The following is a 21,149-nucleotide window of genomic DNA, read 5'->3' as shown; positions in this document are numbered from 1 at the left end:
TCATTCTCTCATGAACCCTGCGACAGGGAGGCCCGCATCGCGGCGATCACCGCGGCTTCATCTGGCAAGGGCTGATCCACCCCAAGACCGGTAAACAATCGCACCTGCCGGACAGCCTGATGGAGTAAGAGGTCCAGCCCCGTGACAATCCGACCTTCTACCGCCAGCCAGTGACTCGCGAGCGGTGTCGGCCACGGTGAATACGCTGCGGAAAAGAGTGCCACGCCTGGGATGCGACCGGGTTCGATTTCAATACCTTCGGCAGCAAAGCCGCCCGGTACGGTGTCGATCACGGCGCTCACTCCGGCAGTCAATTCCCATTGCGCCAGATCGCCAGAAGTGGCCCCATCCCCCAGTTGCCCGGCAAGCGCCGCGGCCGCCTCGGGACGCCGACCCCAGATACGCACTTCCTCGGCCCCGAGCCGCTGTGCGGCTATCCCGAGTGAAGATGCGGTCCCACCGCTCCCGAGGACATCCACCCGACCGCGTAGCGATGTGATGCCACGCTCCGCAAAGGCATCGAGGGCGCCGGGAATATCGGTGTTCTCACCAATTGCACCGCTTTGCGCGTCGAGGGAATCGAACACGATGGTGTTGACAGCACCGGACTTGATCGCATCCGGACTTGCTTCGCGAACAAATTCGAGTGCTTCGGCCTTGTGCGGTGCGGTGACCGAGAACCCGCCCCAGCCCTGCCCGCGCGAGCGAAGAGCATCCCGCAGCCCGCCCTTAGGAATCTCCCAGCGCGAATACTCCCAGTCCAGCCCCAACTGTTGATAGGCCGCAAGGTGCAGTTGCGGTGACCGGGAGTGCTCAATCGGGCTGCCGAGGACAGCCAGCCTTCGCTCGGCGGCACCTTGAGGCGGCTGGGCGGTGTGAAAACCGGTCGGGACCTCGTATGGACTATTGCGGTGCGGACTACTCATAGTCGGGGTTCTCCTCCAGCCACTTGAGCCACTCGTCCACCGCGGCAAGGTGCTGATCGTAGGTTTCTGAGAAGACCGTTTCACCGGTCTCGAGGTTTACCGTGACGAAGTACAACCAGGGCCCATCCGCGGGATGCATGGCCGCGTCAATCGCCAGGTCACCCGGGTTTGAGATCGGGCGAATCACCATCCCCGAGTGTGCATAGGTGTTGTACTCATTCGAGGCATCGCCGCGTTCGGTGTCGGTGGTTGACGCCCGATCGTATGCCCCCGTGCCATAGGTGACGGTCGCATCCGACTGCAGCGGCATGTTCTCGTCGATACGGTTGAGAAATACGCGCGAGACCTTATAGAAGTCCTCTTCAAAGCGGGCTTCCTTTTCGATCAAGGAGGCGAGGCGGATGACGTCCCACACTTGATCTTCCGGTACGCCGTGTGCGTTGAGTGACTCGTAGGTCCGATCCACCATCGTGGTGAGGATCGATTCCGCGGTGTCATCCGGCGAGAAGGCGTAGGTTGCGGGGAAGAGGAAGCCCTCGAGTGTCTGCGCTTCTTCAGGGAGACCAAAGCTCTGCGGATCGGCGGCCGCCGATTCCAGCTCCGCAACGGTAATCCCGGTGGCACCTTCCACGAGCGTAAACACATCTCGCATGATCGTGCCTTCCGGAATGGTCACCGCGTTTTCCACGCGGTTCTCTTCATCCGTCAGTGCCACAAGCGCTGCAGCCGCACTCATTTCTTCCTGGAGTTTGTAGGTTCCGGGCATGAACACCGGTTCCTCAGGCATCGCCAAAATCGACTTCACGAAGGCCTCACTCGTGAGCACGACGCCTTCGTCCGCGAGACGTTGACCAATCGTGGTACCGGTGTCACCGGGCAGGATCGTGAAGTTCACTTCCACCCCGTTCCCCGTGCCCTCATAATCAGTTTCTTCAACGCTAAAGAAATCGCTGATTCGGTCGCCGTATTGGTTCCACAGCACAACGCCACCGGCGACCATGGCCGCGACCAGTACAAAGACCAGGATGAGGCAGCCCCATTTTCGCTTCCGCCGGGGTTTCTCGGGCTCGGGAAGGAGGGTGCCGTTCGTCACCGGTTCATTTGCGGGCGCGGCATCTCCCAAAATGGCCGCAAATGTGTCTTCGACCGTCGCATGGTCAGACTGCTCTTGGCGCGGGGCTTCGCGGCGCGCGTTATCTTCACGCGCAGCCGTTTCACGCTCTGCCTCGAGGCGCTGCGCCTGCGCTTGTTCGCGTTCACGCTGACGTTCGAGTTCGCGGCGCTCTCGACGCGTCAGCGGACGTTCGGGACTATTTCCGTTGGATGTGGAATCCATTGGCTAAGGGGGCTCCTAGAGTTTCGGAAGTTCGATGCCGGGAGGCTGATCATGCTGTCGCTCACGGTCCAGTGCATCCTGCAAGAGCACCACCGCTGCCGCCTGATCAATCACCTGACGCGAGCGAGATGCCTGTTTGCCCGCAGCGCGAAATTGCTTGGCGGCGCTCACCGTCGTAAGTCGCTCGTCCAAGAGCCGCACGGGCGCCTCGACAATAGCCGCCAAAGCTTGGGCAACTCCCACCGCATCCTCAGTTGATGGCGTGGATTCACCGCGCATATTCAATGGATGGCCCACAACCAACTCGATAACTTCATATTCAGCAACGAGTTCCGCGATGCGTTTGAGATGGCTATCTCCCTCGAGATCGCGTTTGACGGTCTCGAGGGGAACCGCAAGCATGCCGTCCGGATCCGAGCGCGCGATTCCAATTCGAGCTTTGCCGACATCCACGCCAAATCGAACCCCGCGACGCATTAGACGCTCTGAAGTTCGCGACGAACTGCGGTAACCGCCTCGGGCAGCTTGGCTGCATCCTGGCCGCCACCCTGGGCAACATCAGGCTTCCCGCCACCGCCACCGCCGAGGACACCCGCGGCGAGCTTGACAAGGGCCCCTGCCTTAACGCCGAGATCACGCGAAGCTTCGTTCGTAGCAATCACGATGATTGGCTTACCGTTCGACTCGCCACCGATGGCAACAACGGATGCTTCACTGCCGAGTCGCTCACGAATGTCCAACACGACGTGACGAATATCGTCAGCCGAACCAACTGTGCCGAGCGAGCCGCCGACAAAGTTGATTGAGCCAACCTGTTCTGCGCCGGCGAGCAGTTCGGGGACCCGTCCGAGCAGAGCTGCTGCTTCGAGATCGGCAATCTTCTTTTCGGCGCGCTTGAGGCTCGCGAGGAGATCCTCGACCCGCTCGGTAACCTGCTCGCGCGGAACCTTGAGCCCGCTCGAGAGTTCACGAACGATGGCGCGCTCGGTCGCGAAGTCAGCAAAGGCGTTGCGGCCCACGAGTGCCTCCACACGACGGTTTTGCGAACCAACGCTCGACTCGCCAATGAGGTTCACGAGCCCAACTTCCGAGGTACCCGAAACATGCGTGCCACCGCACAGTTCACGAGACCAGGGGCCTCCGATTTCGACCATCCGAACGACGGAACCGTACTTCTCCCCAAAGAGTGCCCGCGCTCCCAGCGCCTTGGCATCGTCGAGCGACATCTCCTTGGTGATGACCTCGTAGTCGGCGCGGACCGCGGCGTTCGAGATTTCCTCGAGTTCGATACGCGTTTCCTTGCTCAACGGCTGGTTCCAAGAGAAGTCCAGGCGCATGTAGCCAGCCTTATTGTACGAACCCGACTGGTGGGCATCCGGGCCGAGGGCATCCCGCAGCGCAGCGTGGATGAGGTGGGTTGCGGTGTGTGCCTCGCTCGCCTGTCGACGGTAGACCTCATCAACCACCGACTCCACGCGCTCACCGACAGCGATTTCGCCTTCAGTCACGGTGACCGTGTGCGCGATCAAACCCGCCACGGGCTTCTGGACGTCATCAACGCGGGCCTCAAAACCACCGGAAGGCGCAATCAACCAACCCTGGTCGGCATCCTGACCACCGGACTCGGCGTAGAGCGTCGTCTCAGCGAGGATAATCTCGGCAACCTGGCCGCTGCGAGCCACCGGCACGCTCGAGCCTTCAACAATGATGCCGAGCACTTCCGACTCGGCGCGCAGGTCCTCGTAGCCGATGAACTGCGTCTCGCCCTTGGCACGAAAATCACTGTAGATCGAGAGGTCTGCCAGGGCTGAACGGCGCGACTTGGCATCTGCCTTGGCACGCTCGCGCTGCTCGGTCATGAGCTCATTGAACTTATCCCGGTTGACTCTGAGCCCCGCCTCCTCGGCCATTTCCATGGTGAGATCGATCGGGAAGCCATAGGTGTCGTGAAGCTTGAACGCGATATCACCCGACAGCTGTGCGAGCCCCGAGCCCTTTGCGCCTGAGACCGCCTCTTCAAAGATGGTCGTACCCTGCGCGAGCGTGCGCAGGAACGCCTCTTCTTCCGCGTAGGCGGTGCGTGCGATGCGATCAAAGTCGCGCTCCACTTCGGGGTACGCATCCTTCATTGCCCGCATCGAGGCGGGGAAAAGCTGCGGGAAAGTGGCAGTCTCGACCCCGAGGAGGCGCATATTGCGCACCACGCGACGCAATAGACGGCGGAGGATATAGCCGCGGCCTTCGTTGCCGGGCTGCACTCCGTCGGAAATGAGCATCAGCGCCGAACGAACGTGGTCGGCGATCACGCGCATCCGCACGTCATCGTCGTCCTTGTCACCGTATTTCTTCCCGGAGAGGCTGGCTGCCAGATCAAGCACGGGGCGGACCTGGTCGGTCTCATACATGTTTTCGACGCCCTGCAGCAAGAATGCGATGCGCTCGAGTCCCATGCCGGTATCGATGTTCTTCTTCGGCAGTTCGCCAAGGATCTCGAAGGTGCCATCGCCGTTATCGACGCCGCGTTCGTACTGCATGAACACGAGGTTCCAGATTTCGACATAGCGGTCGTCATCGGTGGCCGGTCCCCCGTCAATGCCGTACTCGGGACCCCGGTCAAAGAAGATCTCCGAGTCGGGACCGGCGGGGCCTCCGGGTTTCCCTGCCGACCAGTAGTTTGTGTCTTCGCCCAGCCGCTGGATGCGTTCCTCGGGAATGTTCGCAATCTCACGCCAGAAGCGGTAGGCCTCGTCATCGTGGCGGTACACGGTAACCCAAAGGTCCTTCGGGTTGAACCCGAGGCCACCTTCATCTTGAGCGCTGGTGAGGAAGGTCCACGCAAACTCGATAGCTTCCCGCTTGAAGTAGTCCCCGAAGGAGAAGTTGCCGCACATTTGGAAGAAGGTGCCGTGTCGCGGCGTGCGACCAACCTCTTCGATGTCATTGGTCCGGATGCACTTTTGCACGCTCGTGGCACGCGGGTACGGAGCGGGCACAACGCCGGTCATATATGGGATGAATGGCACCATCCCCGCGATCGTAAACATCACGGTTGGGTCATCCGACACGAGTGAAGCGGAGGGCACAACCGTGTGATTGCGCTCTTCAAAGAACTTCAGGAAACGACGCTTGATTTCTGCGGTCTGCATGGCGAGGTGATACCGGTTTCGTTGTACTGGAAGGTGGAAGTGTCTGGTGATGCCAGAGGTGAATCGCGACTAGTTGCGCTCGGCCTCGAGTGCCGCGTAGATCGCGTCGGTGCGTGCGCGGTAACCCTGCTGCACAGCGCCCTTGACCTCATCAATGCGGTCGTTGACCTGAGCGAAGAACGCTTGGCCCTTCTGCGTGGAGTTGATGAAGTGAGCGAGCACGAAGCCCGCAACGATTCCGCCGCCAATGAGCGCGGCCGAACGGATGAAAGTACGCATAGATTCCTTCAAGAAAGATGAGGTCAAAAACAAACGCGGAGCAAGGCCTGCGCTTAGCGACGCTTGCCCCGAGTGGGGCGTAGCGCTCGAAAACCGGCCACCGCCGCAGCCGAAAAACCCGCCAGTTTGATGAGAGGCCCGCCCACTGTCGCAGCGGTGAGTGCGACGAGGGAATTCACGTTCTCAGTTACTTCATGCACGTTTGTGGTGATGGAGTCAACCTTGGCGAGTTGCCTGTTGGTTTCTTGCAGGGTGACCTGGGTCTCCGCGAGGGTCGGGGTAATTTCGTCGACGGACTCGCGAATACCGCGACGCAATTCATCGAAGACTCCGCCGAGTTTGATGATCGGTACCGCAAGCAGGGCAACGAGAACGAGGAACACACCCGCCGCGATGAGGCCGGCGATGTCACCACCTGACATATAAGACTCCTGGAATTGCGTCGGTGACCCCGAATAGGTTTGGGGCATTAATGCGTTTGGGGGCGGATCGCCTGCTGGCAACCCGCCCCCAATGCTAGCGGTCTGTCGACCTAGCGTGCAGCGTAGTACTCGACCACGAGCTGTACCTCACACTGGATGGGTACCTCTTCGCGCTTCGGACGACGGTCAAGCGTCGCCTGCAGCTTGTCGAGTTCAACGTTGAGGTAGCCGGGAACCGTCGGCAGAACCTCGGCGTGGCCACCAGCAGCAGCAACCTGGAAGATCTCGAGCTCTTCCGAGCGCGGCTTCACGTGGATGAGCTGACCCGGCTTTACGCGGAAGGACGGGCGGTCAACGATCTTGCCGTCAACGAGGATGTGACGGTGCACGACGAGCTGACGAGCCTGTGCGGTGGTGCGGGCGAAACCGGCACGCAGCACGAGCGAGTCGAGGCGCATCTCGAGCAGCTCAACGAGGTTCTCACCGGTCAGACCCGGGGTCTTGCGAGCCTCTTCGAACGCAATACGGAGCTGCTTCTCGCGCAGACCGTACTGTGCCCGCAGACGCTGCTTCTCCCGCAGACGAACGGCGTAGTCACTCTCAGTGCGACGACGGGTACGGCCGTGCTGACCGGGTGCGTAGGGGCGCTTTTCGAGGGCGCGAGCCGCCTTCGGGGTCAGTGCAACGCCGAGGGCACGCGACAGGCGCACCTTCGAGCGGGTACGAGTCTTCTTAGACAAGAGAAGACATCCTTTCAGTAGTATTCGCAATTGGCGCGCGTGAGCGCGCAGATGAGTTGTGCTCTCCGCCCCTGTCTTGGATTCAGGGCGTCAAACGCGATGTACGTCCGATGCGTCCGGCTAAAGGAGTGGCATCTTCTGCTTCCAGGCGGCAGCCGCACACGACTGGTCACAGGACCGGGTCAGTTTAGCACGTATCTCATTACCGGTCGCGGGTGATCCGACGGAGCTTCTCAAGCCGCGGGCTGATTTCCCGTTCCCAACCGAGCTCGGTCGGCTGGTAGTACTCCCGCCCAATGAGCGGGTCAGGAAGATACTGTTGCCCGACGACTCCACTGGGGTAGTCGTGTGGATATCGGTATCCCTTGCCGTGACCCAGCTGCTTGGCGCCGGCGTAGTGCGCATCCCGAAGCGGCGGTGGCACCCGACCGATCCCGCCTGCCTTCACCTCGGCAATCGCCGTATCGATGGCGGCAATCGTCGAGTTCGACTTCGGTGCCGTCGCGAGATAGATAGTGGCTTCGGCCAAAGGGATTCGCCCCTCCGGCATCCCAATAAATTGCACAGCGCTGGCCGCCGCTTCCGCAATTAGCAGTGCCTGCGGATCGGCCATGCCGATATCTTCTGCAGCGTGCACCACCAATCGCCGGGCGATGAACCTCGGGTCCTCCCCCGCCACAATCATCCGCGCCAGATAGTGAATCGCCGCATCCGGGTCAGAACCGCGAATTGACTTAATAAACGCCGAGACAACATCGTAGTGTTCGTCACCGTTTTGGTCGTAGCGAAGCAATGCCTGGTCACTTGCGCCTTCGACGTCCTCTGCCGTGATGACCTCGCGACTATCCGCTTGCGCTCCCGAAGCGGATGCTTCGAGCGTCGTGAGTGCGCGGCGCGCGTCACCGCTTGCCAGGCGAATAATCGCCGCGCGCGCTTCCGGTTCGATCCGCACGGCACCGTCGAGCCCCTGCGACGCGGTGATGGAGCGGTCGATGAGCTCGCCAAGATCCTGATCCTCGAGTGGCCTGAGCGTCAGCAGCAGGGAACGGCTCAGCAACGGCGAGATCACCGAAAATGATGGATTCTCGGTGGTCGCAGCCACCAGCGTCACCCAGCCTTGCTCGACCCCCGGCAGCAGCGCATCCTGCTGGGCCTTCGTGAAGCGGTGAATTTCATCAAGAAAGAGCACCGTTTGCTCTTCGTAAAAGTCGCGCTCCCGCAAGGCATCATCCATGACCTTGCGAACGTCCTTCACCCCAGCGGAGATTGCCGAGAGCTGCACAAAGCGACGCTTTCCAGAGCCCGCCAGCGCCTGAGCGATCGTAGTCTTTCCGCATCCGGGTGGCCCCCAGAGGATCACCGAGGTGCCCGCGGTGTTCTTTGCATTCGCATCCGCTAGCCGTCTTAGGGGTGAACCCGGCCGCAGCAGATGCTGCTGCCCCACGACCTCGTCAAGATTCCGCGGTCGCATTCGCGCGGCAAGTGGGGCCGTGCCTCCCCCGCCGAGTGTCGCCTGATCAGTCATCAGACAGATGTTAGTAAACTGCCCTGGTTGATCGCCCCGCATCGTTTGGGGCAAAGGGGAATCTCCGAGAGGAACGATGTGGCCGATTCAGCCAAGACGCGAGAAGAGCGCCGTCGCGCGCGCCAGTACGAGGCGCGCATGGTGGTGCACGACGTCCAGCAGGATCGCCGCCGCAGCGACAATCGCACGGCCATCATCGTCATCGTGTTGGTCGCGGTCCTGGCGCTCGGCGCCCAATTGACGTTCTACTTCACCGGCGGTCAGACCACAATTGCAGACCCCACGCCCACCGGCACCGAAGCGACCACTGACGGTGGGGCGACTGACGACCCGGCGGCAATGGAAGAAACTGGCACCGTGCCCGACGCTGCCATCGCTGAGGATCGCGAATGGACGGGACTCATGACCCTCAATGAGGTCAACCTCGGCATCACCATCGACGGGGTGAACGCCCCGCAGGCCGCCGCGAACTTCATCAGCCTCGCGCAAGAGGGCTTCTACTCGGATGTGCCCTGCCACCGCCTGACCACCGAGGGACTCTACGTGCTGCAGTGCGGCGACCCCACCGCCACCGGCACCGGCGGTCCCGGTTACCAGTTCGGTCCGTTGGAAAACACTCCGGAAGACGGTGTCTACCCAGCCGGCACCATCGCCATGGCTCGCGCCAGTGCGGAAGACTCGCAGGGCTCACAGTTCTTCATCGTCTATGAGGACACCGAGCTCCCCGCCCCCGGGTATACCGTCTTTGGCCAAGTCACCAGCGGCCTCGACCAATTGCAGGCGGCAATTATTGATGGTGGTGTCGCCGATGGCTCGAGTGATGGGGAACCGCTCGTGCCCGTAAACATCACCGGAATTACGTTGGAATAGCCGCCCCAACCAATCCCGCGCGTCATGATTTGACGCGCGGGATTGGTTTCTGGCGGGCAGCGTCTTCGCAATGCAATAGCATGATGGTACGTCTGCCAGTGTGGGCTCGCCCACGCTTCACCCCTTGATGAGCACTGAGGAACACGCATGTCTGGTCTCCCCGTACATCCTTTTGGCCGCGTCGACGAAGACGGGACCGTCTACGTCACGGAGGGCGATAAGGAACGATCCGTTGGTCAGTACCCCGACGGCACTCCGGAAGAGGCGCTTGCCTACTTCGTTCGCAAATTCGATGATCTCGCCGGTCAGGTAACCCTGCTGGAGCAGCGCGCCCGCGCTGGCGCGAATGCCGCGGACGTTGCGAAGTCGGTTCGTCATCTGCGCGAGCAGCTTTCGGATGCGAACGCTGTCGGTGACCTCGAAGCTCTGCGCACGAGACTGTCGGCCCTTGACACGGAGGTTGAGGAGCTCAGCGATCAGCAGAAAGAAGCCCAACAGGCAGCTCTGGCTGACGCCATGGCCTACCGCGAATCGATTGTGATCGAGGCGGAGAAGCTGGCCGCCCAGAACTCCGCCTCCATCCAGTGGAAGAAAACCTCCGCCCAGGTGGAAGAGCTCTTTAGCAAGTGGCAGCAGCACCAGAAAGATGGCCCGCGGTTGCCGAAGAACGACGCCAATGCCCTGTGGAAGCGATTCCGCACCGCGCGCACGCACCTCGACACCGAGCGCCGCAAGTTCTTTGCTGATCTCGACTCGAGGCACAAGGTTGCCCGGGACGCGAAGCAGCGCATCATCGAGCGCGCCGAGGCACTCTCCTCGCAGGGGGCTGACGGCGTGCCGGAATACCGCGCCCTCCTTGACGAGTGGAAGTCGGTAGGTCGCGCCGGTCGCAAACACGATGACGCTCTCTGGGAGAAGTTCAAGGCAGCCGGAGACGTGCTCTTCCAGGCAAAGGCCGAGATTGATGCGAAGGATAACGAGGAGTTCGCCGAGAACCTCGTGGCAAAGCAGGCTCTTCTCGAGGAAGCTGAGCCACTGCTCAAGGTAACCGATCGTCAGTCGGCGCGTGAAAAGCTTCGGAGCATCCAGGAACGCTGGGATGAAATCGGCAAGGTTCCCCGCGATAACTTCCGTCAGATCGAGGATCGTCTCCGCAAGGTCGAGCAACACGTTCGCCAGCTCGACGAGGACCACTGGCAAAAGACGGACCCGGAGAAGCAGGCGCGGCAGGACGGCATGGCTTCGCAGCTCGAGGATGCCATTTCGAAGCTTGAGGAAGAACTGAACGCCGCCAAGGCCGGCGGCAATGAGAAGCAAATTAAGGACGCACAGGAGGCGCTCGACGCGCGCCGTGCGTGGCTCAAGGTGATCGGCGGCTAACAGGCCGCTTCACGCCGACTGCAAGCGTGGGGGTTGGGGATAACTGAGTTATCCCCAACCCCCACGCTTTTTCCGTCCGCGCGAGGAGTCGATGGGTGAGGATGCGGATATGACTCTGCACTCTCTTGCCTTCGAGCTCGAACCGTTCCGTGAGCCCGAACTCCACGCGATGCATCTTGCCGGTGAGGTGTCTCGGTTCGGAATTCCCGGCTTTGAGTTCTATCTGCCACTGGGGTGTGTGCCCACCCGGAACCAGCGGGCCCAGAGCCTGCTTCCGTTGATGCGGCCGGGAAGAACCATCACTGGCCGAACTGCCCGCTGGGTACACGTCGGTGGCGCAGCACCGAAGCGAGCAGAACTCTCCCGTCGCAGCGGTAGGCCGCTATTGATCGATGATCTCGTAGATTGCCGTTTTCGGCGCCTGAAATCCCTTGACCTCACGGAGATCGCGGGACTCGTGCTCACCACGCCCGAGCGTACGCTGCGTGACCTGCGACGCGAAGGGCATGACACGGAGGCTGAGGCACTACGGGCGCTCGTCGAGGCACCGATCTAGGCCCGAGATCACGAGCTGCCCGATGCTAGGTGTTGTGCACCCGGTAGACATCGTAAATTCCGTCGATGTGCCGAACCGCAGCGAGCAATCGGTCCAGGTGCACAGTGTCGCCCATTTGGAATGAGAACTTCGAAATCGCGACTCTTGCCTTCGAGGTGTGTACGGAGGCCGACAGAATGTTGACGTGGTACTCGGAGAGCACCCGAGTGATATCGCTCAGCAGCCCGGCACGGTCGAGCGCTTCGACCTGAATATTCACGAGGAAAAGAGCTTTGGAACGTTCCGCCCACTCCACGTCAATCATGCGTTCGGGCTGTCGCTCGAGCTCGGTGACATTTCGGCAGTCACTGCGGTGTACCGAGACGCCCTGACCACGAGTGATAAATCCCACAATCTCGTCGCCGGGCACCGGTGTACAGCACTTGGCAATCTTCACGAGGATGTCGGGCGCGCCACGCACCAGGACACCCGAATCGCTGACCGCTGGTTGTTCTACCTCGGTACCAGTGAAGTGCTGCGAGTCGGTAAATTCTTCAACGCTGTCGATGTCCACGGTGAGCTCATCGCTGAGCTTCTCCATAACCGATTGCACCGACACATTGCCATCGCCAACCGCTGCGTACAATCCGGAGACATCCACGTAACGCAAGCGTGAGGCGACCGTCGAGAATGCCTCCTGGATCGCATCCGCTGAATATCGCCACTGCTGCTTCCGCATGGCCTTCGCGATCTGATCCTTGCCGATCTCGATCGCTTCATCGCGACGTTCCTTGGTGAACCACTGACGAATCTTATTTCGCGCGCGCGGCGAGGAGACAAAGGAGAGCCAGTCTTGCTTGGGACCGGCATCCGGGTTCTTCGAGGTAAAGATTTCTACGGTGTCGCCGGTATTGAGCTTCGTGTCAAGGGAGACCAGGCGCTGATTCACCTTCGCGCCCATCGTTCGGTGGCCCACATCCGTGTGGATGGCGTACGCGAAGTCGACCGGCGTAGCCGACTGCGGGAGACCAATCACCTTGCCTTGAGGCGTGAATACGTAGACCTCTTTGGCACCGATTTCAAAGCGCAGCGAGTCGAGGAACTCGTCCGAGTCACTCGTTTCCTGCTGCCAGTCATTGATACGTTTGAGCCAGGCCATCTCGCTCGTACCGTTGCGAGCCACATCCTGTCGGCCAGAACTCATGTTCTGCTTGTACATCCAGTGCGCCGCCACACCGTATTCGGCCCGCTGATGCATGTCATAGGTACGAATCTGAATTTCGACCGCTTTACCGTCCGGTCCAATCACCGTGGTGTGCAGGGATTGGTAGAGGTTGAACTTCGGGGTCGCGATGTAGTCCTTGAAGCGTCCCGGCATAGGCGTCCATCGAGCGTGAATTGCACCGAGCACCGCATAGCAATCGCGAACCGTGTCGACGATTACCCGGATCGCAATCAGGTCATAGATCTCGTCAAATTCGCGACCGCGGACGACCATCTTCTGATAGATCGAATAGAGCTCCTTGGGGCGTCCCACCACCTCGCCCTTGACCCGCATATCGCGCAGGTCCTCGCGGATCTCCCCCATTACCCGGTTGAGGTAGCGTTCGCGCTGCGGCTGGCGCTCGCTCACGAGGTGCTCAATTTCCGAGTAGATCTTTGGCTGCAGCACGGCGAAGGATAACTCTTCGAGCTCATTCTTCATCGCCTGGATACCCATGCGGTGTGCCAAGGGGGCGTAGATCTCGAGCGTCTCGCGCGCCTTCTTCTTGGCTTTCGCCGGCGGCATGAAGCCCCAGGTACGGGCATTGTGGAGACGGTCGGCAAGCTTGATCACAAGCACCCGGATGTCTTTCGACATCGCGACGATCATCTTGCGAACGGTTTCTGCCTGGGCCGCATCCCCGTAGGTAACTTTGTCGAGCTTCGTGACCCCGTCAACCAGCATGGCGATTTCATCGCCAAAATCGCTGCGTAAATCAGCGAGCGAATAATCCGTGTCTTCAACGGTGTCGTGCAGGAGCGCAGCCGCGATTGTAATCGGACCGATGCCAAGCTCCGCGAGGATCGTCGCCACCGCAACCGGGTGGGTGATGTATTCCTCACCGGACTTGCGATATTGGCCCTTGTGCCATTTTCTCGCCGTCGCGTAGGCACGCTGAACCAGATCCGTATCGGCCTTTGGATCCTGCCGCCGAATGATTCGAATCAGTGGCGAAATCTCGGGGTTTGCGGGCGACTTCGTGAAAATACGCGGCACCAGGCTGCGCATGGAGATGAAACTCTGATCGCTCATTCCGGCATCACCTCCTCGCAAGCCGACAACGGCCTCAGAAATACCCTTCTAGGCCTCAGGTTGCGGCCTAGAAAAAGGAGTCTATACCGCGGATGCCGCGGTCGCGGAATCCTGCTGCTCGGCACTTTCTCGTGCCTCGATAATTTCTTCGTCGATGTCCTTAATGCCGATCTCCGTGACCCGCAATTGCGCGTACAGCGGCCCCGCAATAAACACCGTAGACAAGGCACCGACGATGATACCGATGAACAGTGCAAGGGAGATATCACGCAGGGTTCCAGCGCCCATTACAAAGGCACCGATGAACAAGATCGCAGCCACCGGCAGCAATGCCACCACGGATGTGTTGATCGAACGCACCAGCGTCTGGTTGATCGCGAGGTTGACCTGCTCACCAAAAGTGCGGCTTGAAGTGGGCGAGTATTCCGCAGTGTTCTCGCGAATCTTGTCGAAGACCACCACCGTGTCATAGAGCGAGTAGCCGAGGATCGTCAGGAAGCCGATCACCGCAGCGGGGGTAACCTCCACCCCGGTGAGCGCATAGATGCCTGCGGTGACGATGAGGTCGTGGAAGAGCGTCAAGATTGCTGCCAGCGCCATCTTCCAAGTACGGAAATAGAACGCCATAAATGCCGACGCAAGGACCAAGAACACGCCCAGACCAATCAGCATCTGCCGGGTGATATCCGCGCCCCAGGAAGGACCAATCGTCGAGACCGTGACGTCTTCGAGGCTCGTGCCATAGGCCTCGGCCAGATCAGCACGCAATGCAACATTGTCTTCCGAAGACAGCGCATCAGTCTGCACCCGAATCGAGCCGTCGCCGAGCTGTTGCACGCGCGGAGCCGCATCGGTGTAGGCCGCGACTGCCTCGGTAGCCAGGGGCTGTTCAGTGCTCTGCGGGTCGGAGATTTGGAACTCTGAGCCACCGGTAAATTCGATACCGAGGTTGAAGCCGCCACGAATCACCGGCACCAGGACGGACGCGATGATCAATACAATCGCGATCGAGAACCAGACTTTCCGCTTCTTGACGAACCCAATGGAGCGTTCACCGGTGTAGAGGTCATTGCCGAGTTGAGTAAAGCTTTTCACGATTCGTCATTCTTTCCGGCGGCCGACAGTTCGGCAGCCTTGCGTTCGGCAATCGTCTGTCGTCGCTGCGCCTCATGCGAGGCTCCCGACTTGCGTTTCGTTGTCGAAGTCCGGAATTCGCCACGGCCTCGATAGACCGCACCGAGCGATTCGGGGTTGAGCCCGGATGCGGGGTGACCGCCGCCGAAGAATTTGGTCGTGGCAAGCAGCCGCATGAGCGGATGCGTAAACATCACGACCACGAAGAGGTCGATCAGGGTGGTAATTCCGAGCGTAATCGCGAAACCGCGGACGTTACCCACAGCAACCATCGCGAGTACGATCGCGACCAGCAGGTTGACCGTGTCCGAAGCGAGGATTGTGCGAATAGCTCGGGACCAGCCGTGCTCGACGGCGGTGGCCAGGCTCTTACCTTCGCGAAGTTCATCCTTAATGCGTTCGAAGTACACGATGAAGGAGTCGGCGGTAATACCAATCGCCACAATCAGACCCGCTACACCGGCGAGCGAAAGCCGGTAACCCTCTTGGTTTGAGAGGAAGGTCACGACGAGGTACGTCACACCTCCCAGAATGCCGAGGGATGTCATGGTGACCAAGCCCAGAGTTCGGTACTGGAAGAGCGAATAGATGAGCACGAGCCCCATACCGATGGCTCCGGCGATGAGACCGGCCTGCAGCTGCCAGGTACCGAGAGTGGCGGAGATGGTCTGAGTGGACTGCGTTTCGAAGCTGAACGGCAGCGCACCGAACTTCAGCTGGTCGGCAAGGGCCTTCGTGGATGCCTCGGTGAAGGTCCCGGAAGAGTTGGTGATTTGTGCCTTACCGTCCGTGATCACCGCATTCGCAGTCGGCGCCACGATCACGATGTCGTCCATGGTCACCGCAAAGCGTGAGCGGTTGGTATCCACTGTTCCGGTGTTCTGGTCGACAGTGTTGCCAATGGCATAGAGACGTTCGGTGACGGCACGGAACTGCTCGGTGCCGGTTGCGTCGAATTCGAGGTTAACAGCCCACTGGCCGGTCGTGGCACCTTGCGAGGTGGTGACCACACCGTTGGTGGCGTCCTTAATGTTGCTTCCGGTGATTTCCACCGGGCCGAGGATGAACTTCTCGGTCCCCGTCGAGTCGCAGGTAATCATCGGCTGGTCAGAAGCGGACGGCTCGGTGCGGTTACCGAGATCCGCGCAATTGAACGCATAGAAATCGGCCATCATCTGCTCCGACACCTGCACGGTATCCGAGGCATCCGCGGCCTCACCGGACGGTTCCGAACTAAATGTCTCGGTCGGCTCCATGCCCATCATCTCGGGAGTGATCTCCTGGATGACCTCAGATCCCTCCGCGAACAGCACCGGACGGAATTCGAGCATGGCGCTCGATTCGATGCGTGCGCGCGTCTCTTCGTCCATCTCGCCCGGGACTGAAACGACAACGTTCTTGCCGCCCTGGGTGGTAATTTCGGCCTCAGAAACACCCGAAGCATCCACGCGTTGGCGAATGATCTGCACTGCCTGGCTCATCTGGTCACCGCTTGGTGTGGCGCCTTCTTCCAGCTGTGCTTCAAGCACGACCTGCGTGCCACCCTCAAGGTCGAGGGCAAGCTTCGGGGTCCAGACCCCGCCTTGGAAGGCCACTGCTACCCAGTTCAGCCCAGCCAGCGCGGCCACGATGATGACCAACCAAATGAGGGTATTGCGCGCCGATTTCACGGCCGCGGAGACGCGAGATGATTTCGCCAAAACTTGTACTGCCTTTCGCCCCGACGGGAGCTTAAGTACACCCCTACGGGCAATTAGGCCTTGGGACGGTCTTCGTTCGAGTTGTCGTCGTCGGCGTTGGACTCATGTGCGTCAGTCGCGTTCGTGTCAACGTCCTTCGAATCAGCAATTGTGCTGTCCTCGACAGCGTCACCCGTGAGCGCCGATGCGTCATTCGGAACCTCGACTGCGGGCTCGACCACGTTCGCGATGGTGGCCTTGTGCACGCGCAGCACCACGCCGGGCGAAGTCTCGACCGTGGCGACGTTCGAGTCCTCATCGACCGAAATGAGCGTGCCAAAGATGCCGGACTGAGTCATCACTTCCACTCCCGGCTGAATCTTGGCACGCAGCTCCTGCTGCTGTGCGGTGCGCTTCTTATTGCTGCGCCACATGAACACCATCATGAGCACAAGCAGAGCGAGAGGAAGGAGAAGAGTGAGGTCCAAAAGTGGCTCCAAAACTTAGGTGAGGGTCACCAAACGGTAACAAAGGCTTGATTATAGGGGAGGAAGTGGAATGGAAAGGTGCTCATAAGCCTCTGGGGTCGCGATGCGACCCTGCTGGGTACGAGCCATCATGCCGATGCGCACGAGGAATGGTTCCACAACAGCCTCTACAGTATCGGGTTCCTCCCCCACGGTCACTGCGAGTGTCCGAACACCCACCGGCCCGCCGCGGAAGCGGCGAATCAACGTGTCCAAAACGGCGCGGTCGAGGCGATCGAGTCCCCGTTCGTCCACGTCGTAGAGCTGCAGTGCCGCCGCAACCGCCTCGTGGCTAATGTCAGTGCCGTGAACTAACGCGTAGTCACGAACCCGTCGAAGCAAACGGTTGGCAATTCGCGGAGTACCGCGTGAGCGACTGGCAATCTCGGCAAGCGAGCCGGGTTCGGAAACCAATTCCAGCAGCGTCGCCGTGCGCGTGAGGACGCGTTCGAGTTCTTCATCCTGATAGAACTCCAGGTGCGCGGTGAACCCGAAGCGGTCGCGCAGCGGCGCCGGTAACAGGCCCGACCGGGTCGTTGCACCCACGACGGTGAAGGGGGAAAGTTCCAGCGGCACCGATTGAGCACCGGCACCTTTTCCGACCATGATGTCGATCCGAAAATCCTCCATCGCAAGATAGAGCATTTCTTCCGCGGTGCGCGCCATCCGGTGGATCTCATCGATGAACAGCACTTCGCCCGGCACCATGCTGGAAAGCACGGCAGCTAAGTCAGCCGCATTTTGCAAGGCGGGGCCGGAGGTCAGACGCAGCGCCTGACCGGTCTCTTCGGCGACAATCATCGCCAGCGTCGTCTTGCCAAGGCCTGGGGGCCCGGCAAGCAGGATGTGATCCGGTGTGCGGTTCTGAATCTCGGCCGCGCGAAGGAGCAGATCGAGCTGCTTGCGAACCTTTTCTTGGCCGATGAAGTCATCGAGCCGATTCGGTCGCAGTGTTGATTCGAATTCGAGCTCCGACTCGCTCTCGGCCATCTCCGGCAGGCGTGGCTGATCGGTCATCGACGAACGCCTCCACGGCCGAGCTCACGCAGTGCGGTGCGCAGTAGCGTCGGCACATCTGCATCCTCGCCTAGTTCGGCCGCGGCTGCCTCCACCGCTGCCTGCGCCTGGACCTGTTTTGTGCCGAGTTCGACGAGCGCTTCCACAACCTGGTCGACGGTCTTGACCACGGATGCGGGGAGCTGCGGCGACGAGGCTTCCGCGGCAGTAACGTCTACTGCCGCAAGCAATTTGCCCTTGAGCTGCAGAATGATGAGTTTCGCAGTTTTTGGTCCGACGCCAGAGACCGGTTTGAAAGCGTTTACGTCTTCGCTCTCCACCGCTCGGGCAAGTTCACTCGGTGAAAGGTGCGTGATCACGGCAAGCGCTGATTTGGGCCCGACACCACTCACGCTGGTGAGCTGATCGAAAATCTCTCGCTCGTCAAAGGAACGGAAGCCGAATAGCGTCAGCGCATCCTCACGAACAATCAATGCGGTGACCAGGGTGATCTCGCTACCCTGTCGAAGTTCCAGAGCGTGCGTGGGGGTGAGCTGCACCCGATAGCCAACGCCACCAACATCGACAATGGCGTAGTTCGCGCCGAGGTGCGTCAGTTTTCCAGTTAACGAGGCAATCACTCGACTAGCCTAGGCGCCGGCCGCGGGTCTTGGCCGCACGCTCGGCGGCGAGCCATGCTTCCTGGGCCCGGGTGGGGGCCGCGACCTTTTCGGCCCGAGCTGAGCCGTGCATCCGATTGGTCACTTTGACGCTCGGAACTGTGTTGTGCCAGGCGGCACAGATCGCAAGCGCGAGGGCGTCGGCGGCGTCGGCAGGTTTGGGTGCCGCCTTGAGTCCGAGCAGCTTGCGAACCATCTCCCCCACTTGCGCCTTTTCGGCACGACCGTAACCGGTGACTGCCGCTTTTACCTCGGAAGGTGTGTGCAGCTGCGTCGGGATATCGCGCAGTGCCGCCTCGCGCAGTGCGATCCCAGAGATCTGTGCGACACCCATCACCGTGTTGAGGTTGCGCTGCTCGGCGAAGACTCGCTCGAGCGAGAGTGCATCTGGCTGGTAGGTGTTCAGGAGTGCTTCGATGCCGTCACCGATAACGCGAAGACGTTGGTCGAGTTCCTGGTCGGCATGGGTTTGAATCACTGACACGTGCACAAAAGAGAGTTTGCGGCCGGGAGCCACGTCAATGATCCCGACCCCACATCGAGTGAGGCCGGGATCAATTCCGATGATTCGGCGGGACAAGCAGTCGACCTATTCGGCGTCGAGCTTGGCTTGCACGTCGTCGGGAATCTCCATGTTGGTGTAGATCTCCTGCACGTCGTCGAGATCTTCGAGATTGTCGATCATCGAGAGAACCTTCTTTGCGGTCTCCAGATCAACCGGGACAAGCACGTTGGCGACGAATTCTGCTTCGGCCGAGTCGTAGTCGATTTCGGCTTCCTGCAGCGCGGTGCGAACCGCGACCATGTCGCTCGCCTCAGTGCGCAACTCAAAGACTTCGTCGTGCTCGAGTACTTCCTGCAGACCCGCGTCAAGACCCGCGAGGAGGACGTCGTCCTCGGAGGTGTTCGCCTTGGGTACCGCAATGACACCCTTGCGCTCGAAGTTGAACGCCACCGAACCGGGGTCGGCCATGTTGCCACCCGAGCGGCTGATTGCCAGACGGGTTTCGGCAGCAGCGCGGTTCTTGTTGTCGGTAAGGCACTCGATGAGCATTGCGACCCCACCCGGTGCGTATGCCTCGTACATAATCTGGTCGTAGCTGACTGCGTCGCCGCCAATACCGGCACCGCGCTTTACGGCGCGATCAATATTGTCGTTCGGTACGGAGGTCTTCTTCGCCTTCTGAATCGCGTCCGCGAGAGCCGGGTTGCCGTCTGGGTCAGGGCCTCCTGCACGCGCTGCCACCTCGATGACCTTGATGAGCTTGGCGAACGACTTAGCACGCTTGGCGTCGATGACAGCCTTCTTGTGCTTGGTAGTCGCCCATTTGGAGTGTCCGGCCATGAGTCCCTTTCACCCTTTCGTGTCGAACTATTGATTCGCGAAGATACCGCGGCGTTCCATCTTAGTGCGCGCGACTGTAGAACTCGGTAAGGACCTGCTGCAGACCGCTGATATCGCTGAGCGCCGCAAGCTCGCGGGCCGAGTGCATGGAGAGCATCGGGATGCCCACATCCACAGTGCGCATCCCCAGTCGGGTCGCCATAATCGGCCCCACCGTCGAGCCACAGGGCATCGTGTTCTTCGACACGAAAACCTGTGCCGGCACCTCGGCGTCTTCCGAGAGCCCCCGCCAAAGCGCTTCGCCCGCACCGTCGGTGACGTACCGCTGGTCCGCGTTAATTTTAATGATCGGCCCTTGCCCTGCGATCGGCCGCACGTCATCATCGTGTCGCTCCGGATAGTTCGGATGCACGGCGTGGCCAACATCGCTGGAAATCACCCAGCTCTGGCTCGCGGCTCGTCGGGCTTCACTGCCGCTGGCCGTAAGTGATTCTCGGATGCGTGCAAGCACGTCCTCGAGGAACGGCCCACCCGCCCCTGTACGGGTATTCGAGCCGACCTCCTCGTGATCAAAGCCCGCGAGGACCGGAATCACGCCGAGGGGTTCCGCCGCGATGAGCGCACGAAGACCCGCGTGGATGCTCACCAGGTTGTCGAGGCGCCCCGAGGCGATGAGTTCGTTATTCGCACCGAGTCGGCTCGGCGCTTGGGCGTCGGTGAAGAACGCGTCAAAGGCGAGCACCTCTTCGGCAGCCACTGCCGCGTCCTGTGCGAGCAGGTCGATGATGCTTGGCCCGTCGGCGAGGCCAAGCACGGCGTGGGTGTGCTGCTGGGCATCCAGCTTGAGGCCTTCGGCGTTGACCTTGCGGTCCAGGTGCACCGCCAGCTGCGGAATCCGCGCGACTCCCCCGGTGACAGCGAGCGCTTCGCTGCCGTCCTTGAGCAGGAGTCGGGCCCCGATACGGAGGTCTCGGTCAAGCCAAGAGTTGAGGAGCGGCCCGCCGTACACTTCAGCGTTCAGGCTTTGCCAGCCAGAACGAGCGGTACTCGGCATCGGCTTGAGCCGGAACCCCGGTGAGTCGGTGTGGCCAGCAACCACCCCAAAGGGCGTCAGTGCATCCACCTGCTCGGGGACACGCCAGGCGATTACTGCGCCGTCACGCACCACGACATAGGAACCCGGTCCGCTCGGCCAGGCCTGTGCCTCATCAAGTTCTACGAAACCCGCTTCAGTGAGCTGATACGCGACCTCTCGTACCGCGTGGTACGAGGTCGGCGAGGCGGTTACCAGCGCCGAGATCTGCGCGAACGTGGTGTCGATCGAACTCATTGA

20 protein-coding genes are annotated in these 21,149 nt (G+C 60.8%); 3 read left to right on the top strand and 17 right to left on the bottom strand.

The features are described 5' to 3' along the window. Positions 1 to 8 precede the first annotated feature (8 nt). The 8 genes from F8O05_RS04565 to F8O05_RS04530 form a co-directional block, all read right to left on the bottom strand. Positions 9 to 926 (bottom strand): shikimate dehydrogenase family protein, encoded by a 918-nt coding sequence (locus F8O05_RS04565; RefSeq protein WP_158051569.1) that lies wholly within the window; start codon positions 924 to 926, stop codon positions 9 to 11. Next, positions 919 to 2,262 (bottom strand): endolytic transglycosylase MltG, encoded by a 1,344-nt coding sequence (mltG, locus tag F8O05_RS04560; RefSeq protein ID WP_225735730.1) that lies wholly within the window; start codon positions 2,260 to 2,262, stop codon positions 919 to 921. Before mltG ends, F8O05_RS04565 begins: the two co-directional genes overlap by 8 nt. Positions 2,263 to 2,277: 15 nt before the next feature. Continuing rightward, complete coding sequence (ruvX, locus tag F8O05_RS04555; RefSeq protein ID WP_158051568.1) at positions 2,278 to 2,739, bottom strand: Holliday junction resolvase RuvX; 462 nt, start codon at positions 2,737 to 2,739, stop codon at positions 2,278 to 2,280. Beyond that, positions 2,739 to 5,408: an alanine--tRNA ligase gene (gene alaS / locus F8O05_RS04550; protein ID WP_158051567.1), complete on the bottom strand. Its 2,670-nt coding sequence runs from the start codon at positions 5,406 to 5,408 to the stop codon at positions 2,739 to 2,741. Before alaS ends, ruvX begins: the two co-directional genes overlap by 1 nt. Before the next feature lie 69 nt (positions 5,409 to 5,477). Beyond that, positions 5,478 to 5,687, bottom strand: a complete 210-nt coding sequence (locus tag F8O05_RS04545; RefSeq protein ID WP_158051566.1) for a Na+ dependent nucleoside transporter N-terminal domain-containing protein — start codon at positions 5,685 to 5,687, stop codon at positions 5,478 to 5,480. 53 nt (positions 5,688 to 5,740) lie between these two features. After that, positions 5,741 to 6,109 (bottom strand): DUF948 domain-containing protein, encoded by a 369-nt coding sequence (locus F8O05_RS04540; protein WP_158051565.1) that lies wholly within the window; start codon positions 6,107 to 6,109, stop codon positions 5,741 to 5,743. 110 nt (positions 6,110 to 6,219) lie between these two features. Next, positions 6,220 to 6,849 (bottom strand): 30S ribosomal protein S4, encoded by a 630-nt coding sequence (gene rpsD / locus F8O05_RS04535; protein WP_158051564.1) that lies wholly within the window; start codon positions 6,847 to 6,849, stop codon positions 6,220 to 6,222. 202 nt (positions 6,850 to 7,051) lie between these two features. Beyond that, positions 7,052 to 8,374 carry a replication-associated recombination protein A gene (locus tag F8O05_RS04530; protein WP_158051563.1) on the bottom strand — a complete coding sequence of 441 codons (1,323 nt, stop codon included), beginning with the start codon at positions 8,372 to 8,374 and terminating at the stop codon, positions 7,052 to 7,054. A gap of 78 nt (positions 8,375 to 8,452) precedes the next feature. Between F8O05_RS04530 and F8O05_RS04525 the strand changes: the two genes are divergently transcribed. The 3 genes from F8O05_RS04525 (at position 8,453) to F8O05_RS04515 (ending at position 11,180) form a co-directional block, all read left to right on the top strand. Further along, positions 8,453 to 9,244, top strand: a complete 792-nt coding sequence (locus F8O05_RS04525) for a peptidylprolyl isomerase (RefSeq protein ID WP_225735729.1) — start codon at positions 8,453 to 8,455, stop codon at positions 9,242 to 9,244. Positions 9,245 to 9,391: 147 nt separating this feature from the next. Then, positions 9,392 to 10,624 (top strand): DUF349 domain-containing protein, encoded by a 1,233-nt coding sequence (locus tag F8O05_RS04520; RefSeq protein ID WP_158051562.1) that lies wholly within the window; start codon positions 9,392 to 9,394, stop codon positions 10,622 to 10,624. Positions 10,625 to 10,733: 109 nt separating this feature from the next. Then, positions 10,734 to 11,180, top strand: a complete 447-nt coding sequence (locus F8O05_RS04515; RefSeq protein ID WP_158051561.1) for a hypothetical protein — start codon at positions 10,734 to 10,736, stop codon at positions 11,178 to 11,180. Between the two features lie 25 nt (positions 11,181 to 11,205). Here F8O05_RS04515 and F8O05_RS04510 read toward each other — a convergent pair whose 3' ends face one another. The 9 genes from F8O05_RS04510 to F8O05_RS04470 all read right to left on the bottom strand — a co-directional run bounded on the left by F8O05_RS04510 (position 11,206) and on the right by F8O05_RS04470 (position 21,146). Next, positions 11,206 to 13,455 (bottom strand): RelA/SpoT family protein, encoded by a 2,250-nt coding sequence (locus tag F8O05_RS04510; protein ID WP_158051560.1) that lies wholly within the window; start codon positions 13,453 to 13,455, stop codon positions 11,206 to 11,208. Between the two features lie 81 nt (positions 13,456 to 13,536). Beyond that, complete coding sequence (gene secF, locus F8O05_RS04505; protein WP_158051559.1) at positions 13,537 to 14,550, bottom strand: protein translocase subunit SecF; 1,014 nt, start codon at positions 14,548 to 14,550, stop codon at positions 13,537 to 13,539. After that, on the bottom strand, positions 14,547 to 16,289 hold the full coding sequence (gene secD, locus F8O05_RS04500; protein WP_158051558.1) for a protein translocase subunit SecD: 1,743 nt from the start codon (positions 16,287 to 16,289) through the stop codon (positions 14,547 to 14,549). Before secD ends, secF begins: the two co-directional genes overlap by 4 nt. 53 nt (positions 16,290 to 16,342) lie before the next feature. Beyond that, positions 16,343 to 16,756, bottom strand: a complete 414-nt coding sequence (gene yajC / locus F8O05_RS04495; RefSeq protein WP_158051557.1) for a preprotein translocase subunit YajC — start codon at positions 16,754 to 16,756, stop codon at positions 16,343 to 16,345. Between the two features lie 51 nt (positions 16,757 to 16,807). Further along, entirely contained in the window at positions 16,808 to 17,812 is a 1,005-nt protein-coding gene (gene ruvB / locus F8O05_RS04490; RefSeq protein WP_158051556.1) for a Holliday junction branch migration DNA helicase RuvB, read from the bottom strand. Then, on the bottom strand, positions 17,809 to 18,432 hold the full coding sequence (ruvA, locus tag F8O05_RS04485) for a Holliday junction branch migration protein RuvA (RefSeq protein WP_158051555.1): 624 nt from the start codon (positions 18,430 to 18,432) through the stop codon (positions 17,809 to 17,811). The genes ruvB and ruvA overlap by 4 nt, the downstream gene beginning before the upstream one ends. A gap of 4 nt (positions 18,433 to 18,436) precedes the next feature. Beyond that, on the bottom strand, positions 18,437 to 19,051 hold the full coding sequence (ruvC, locus tag F8O05_RS04480) for a crossover junction endodeoxyribonuclease RuvC (RefSeq protein WP_158051554.1): 615 nt from the start codon (positions 19,049 to 19,051) through the stop codon (positions 18,437 to 18,439). A 9-nt stretch (positions 19,052 to 19,060) separates the two neighbouring features. Then, complete coding sequence (locus F8O05_RS04475; protein WP_158051553.1) at positions 19,061 to 19,816, bottom strand: YebC/PmpR family DNA-binding transcriptional regulator; 756 nt, start codon at positions 19,814 to 19,816, stop codon at positions 19,061 to 19,063. A gap of 61 nt (positions 19,817 to 19,877) precedes the next feature. Beyond that, positions 19,878 to 21,146: a M18 family aminopeptidase gene (locus tag F8O05_RS04470; protein ID WP_158051552.1), complete on the bottom strand. Its 1,269-nt coding sequence runs from the start codon at positions 21,144 to 21,146 to the stop codon at positions 19,878 to 19,880. Positions 21,147 to 21,149 lie beyond the last annotated feature (3 nt).

It is taken from the genome of Gulosibacter chungangensis (assembly GCF_008831155.1).
GTDB classification, from domain to species: Bacteria; Actinomycetota; Actinomycetes; order Actinomycetales; family Microbacteriaceae; genus Gulosibacter; species Gulosibacter chungangensis.
The sequence above is the reverse complement of the archived record's forward strand: the minus strand, read 5'-3'. Positions and strand labels throughout refer to the sequence as shown.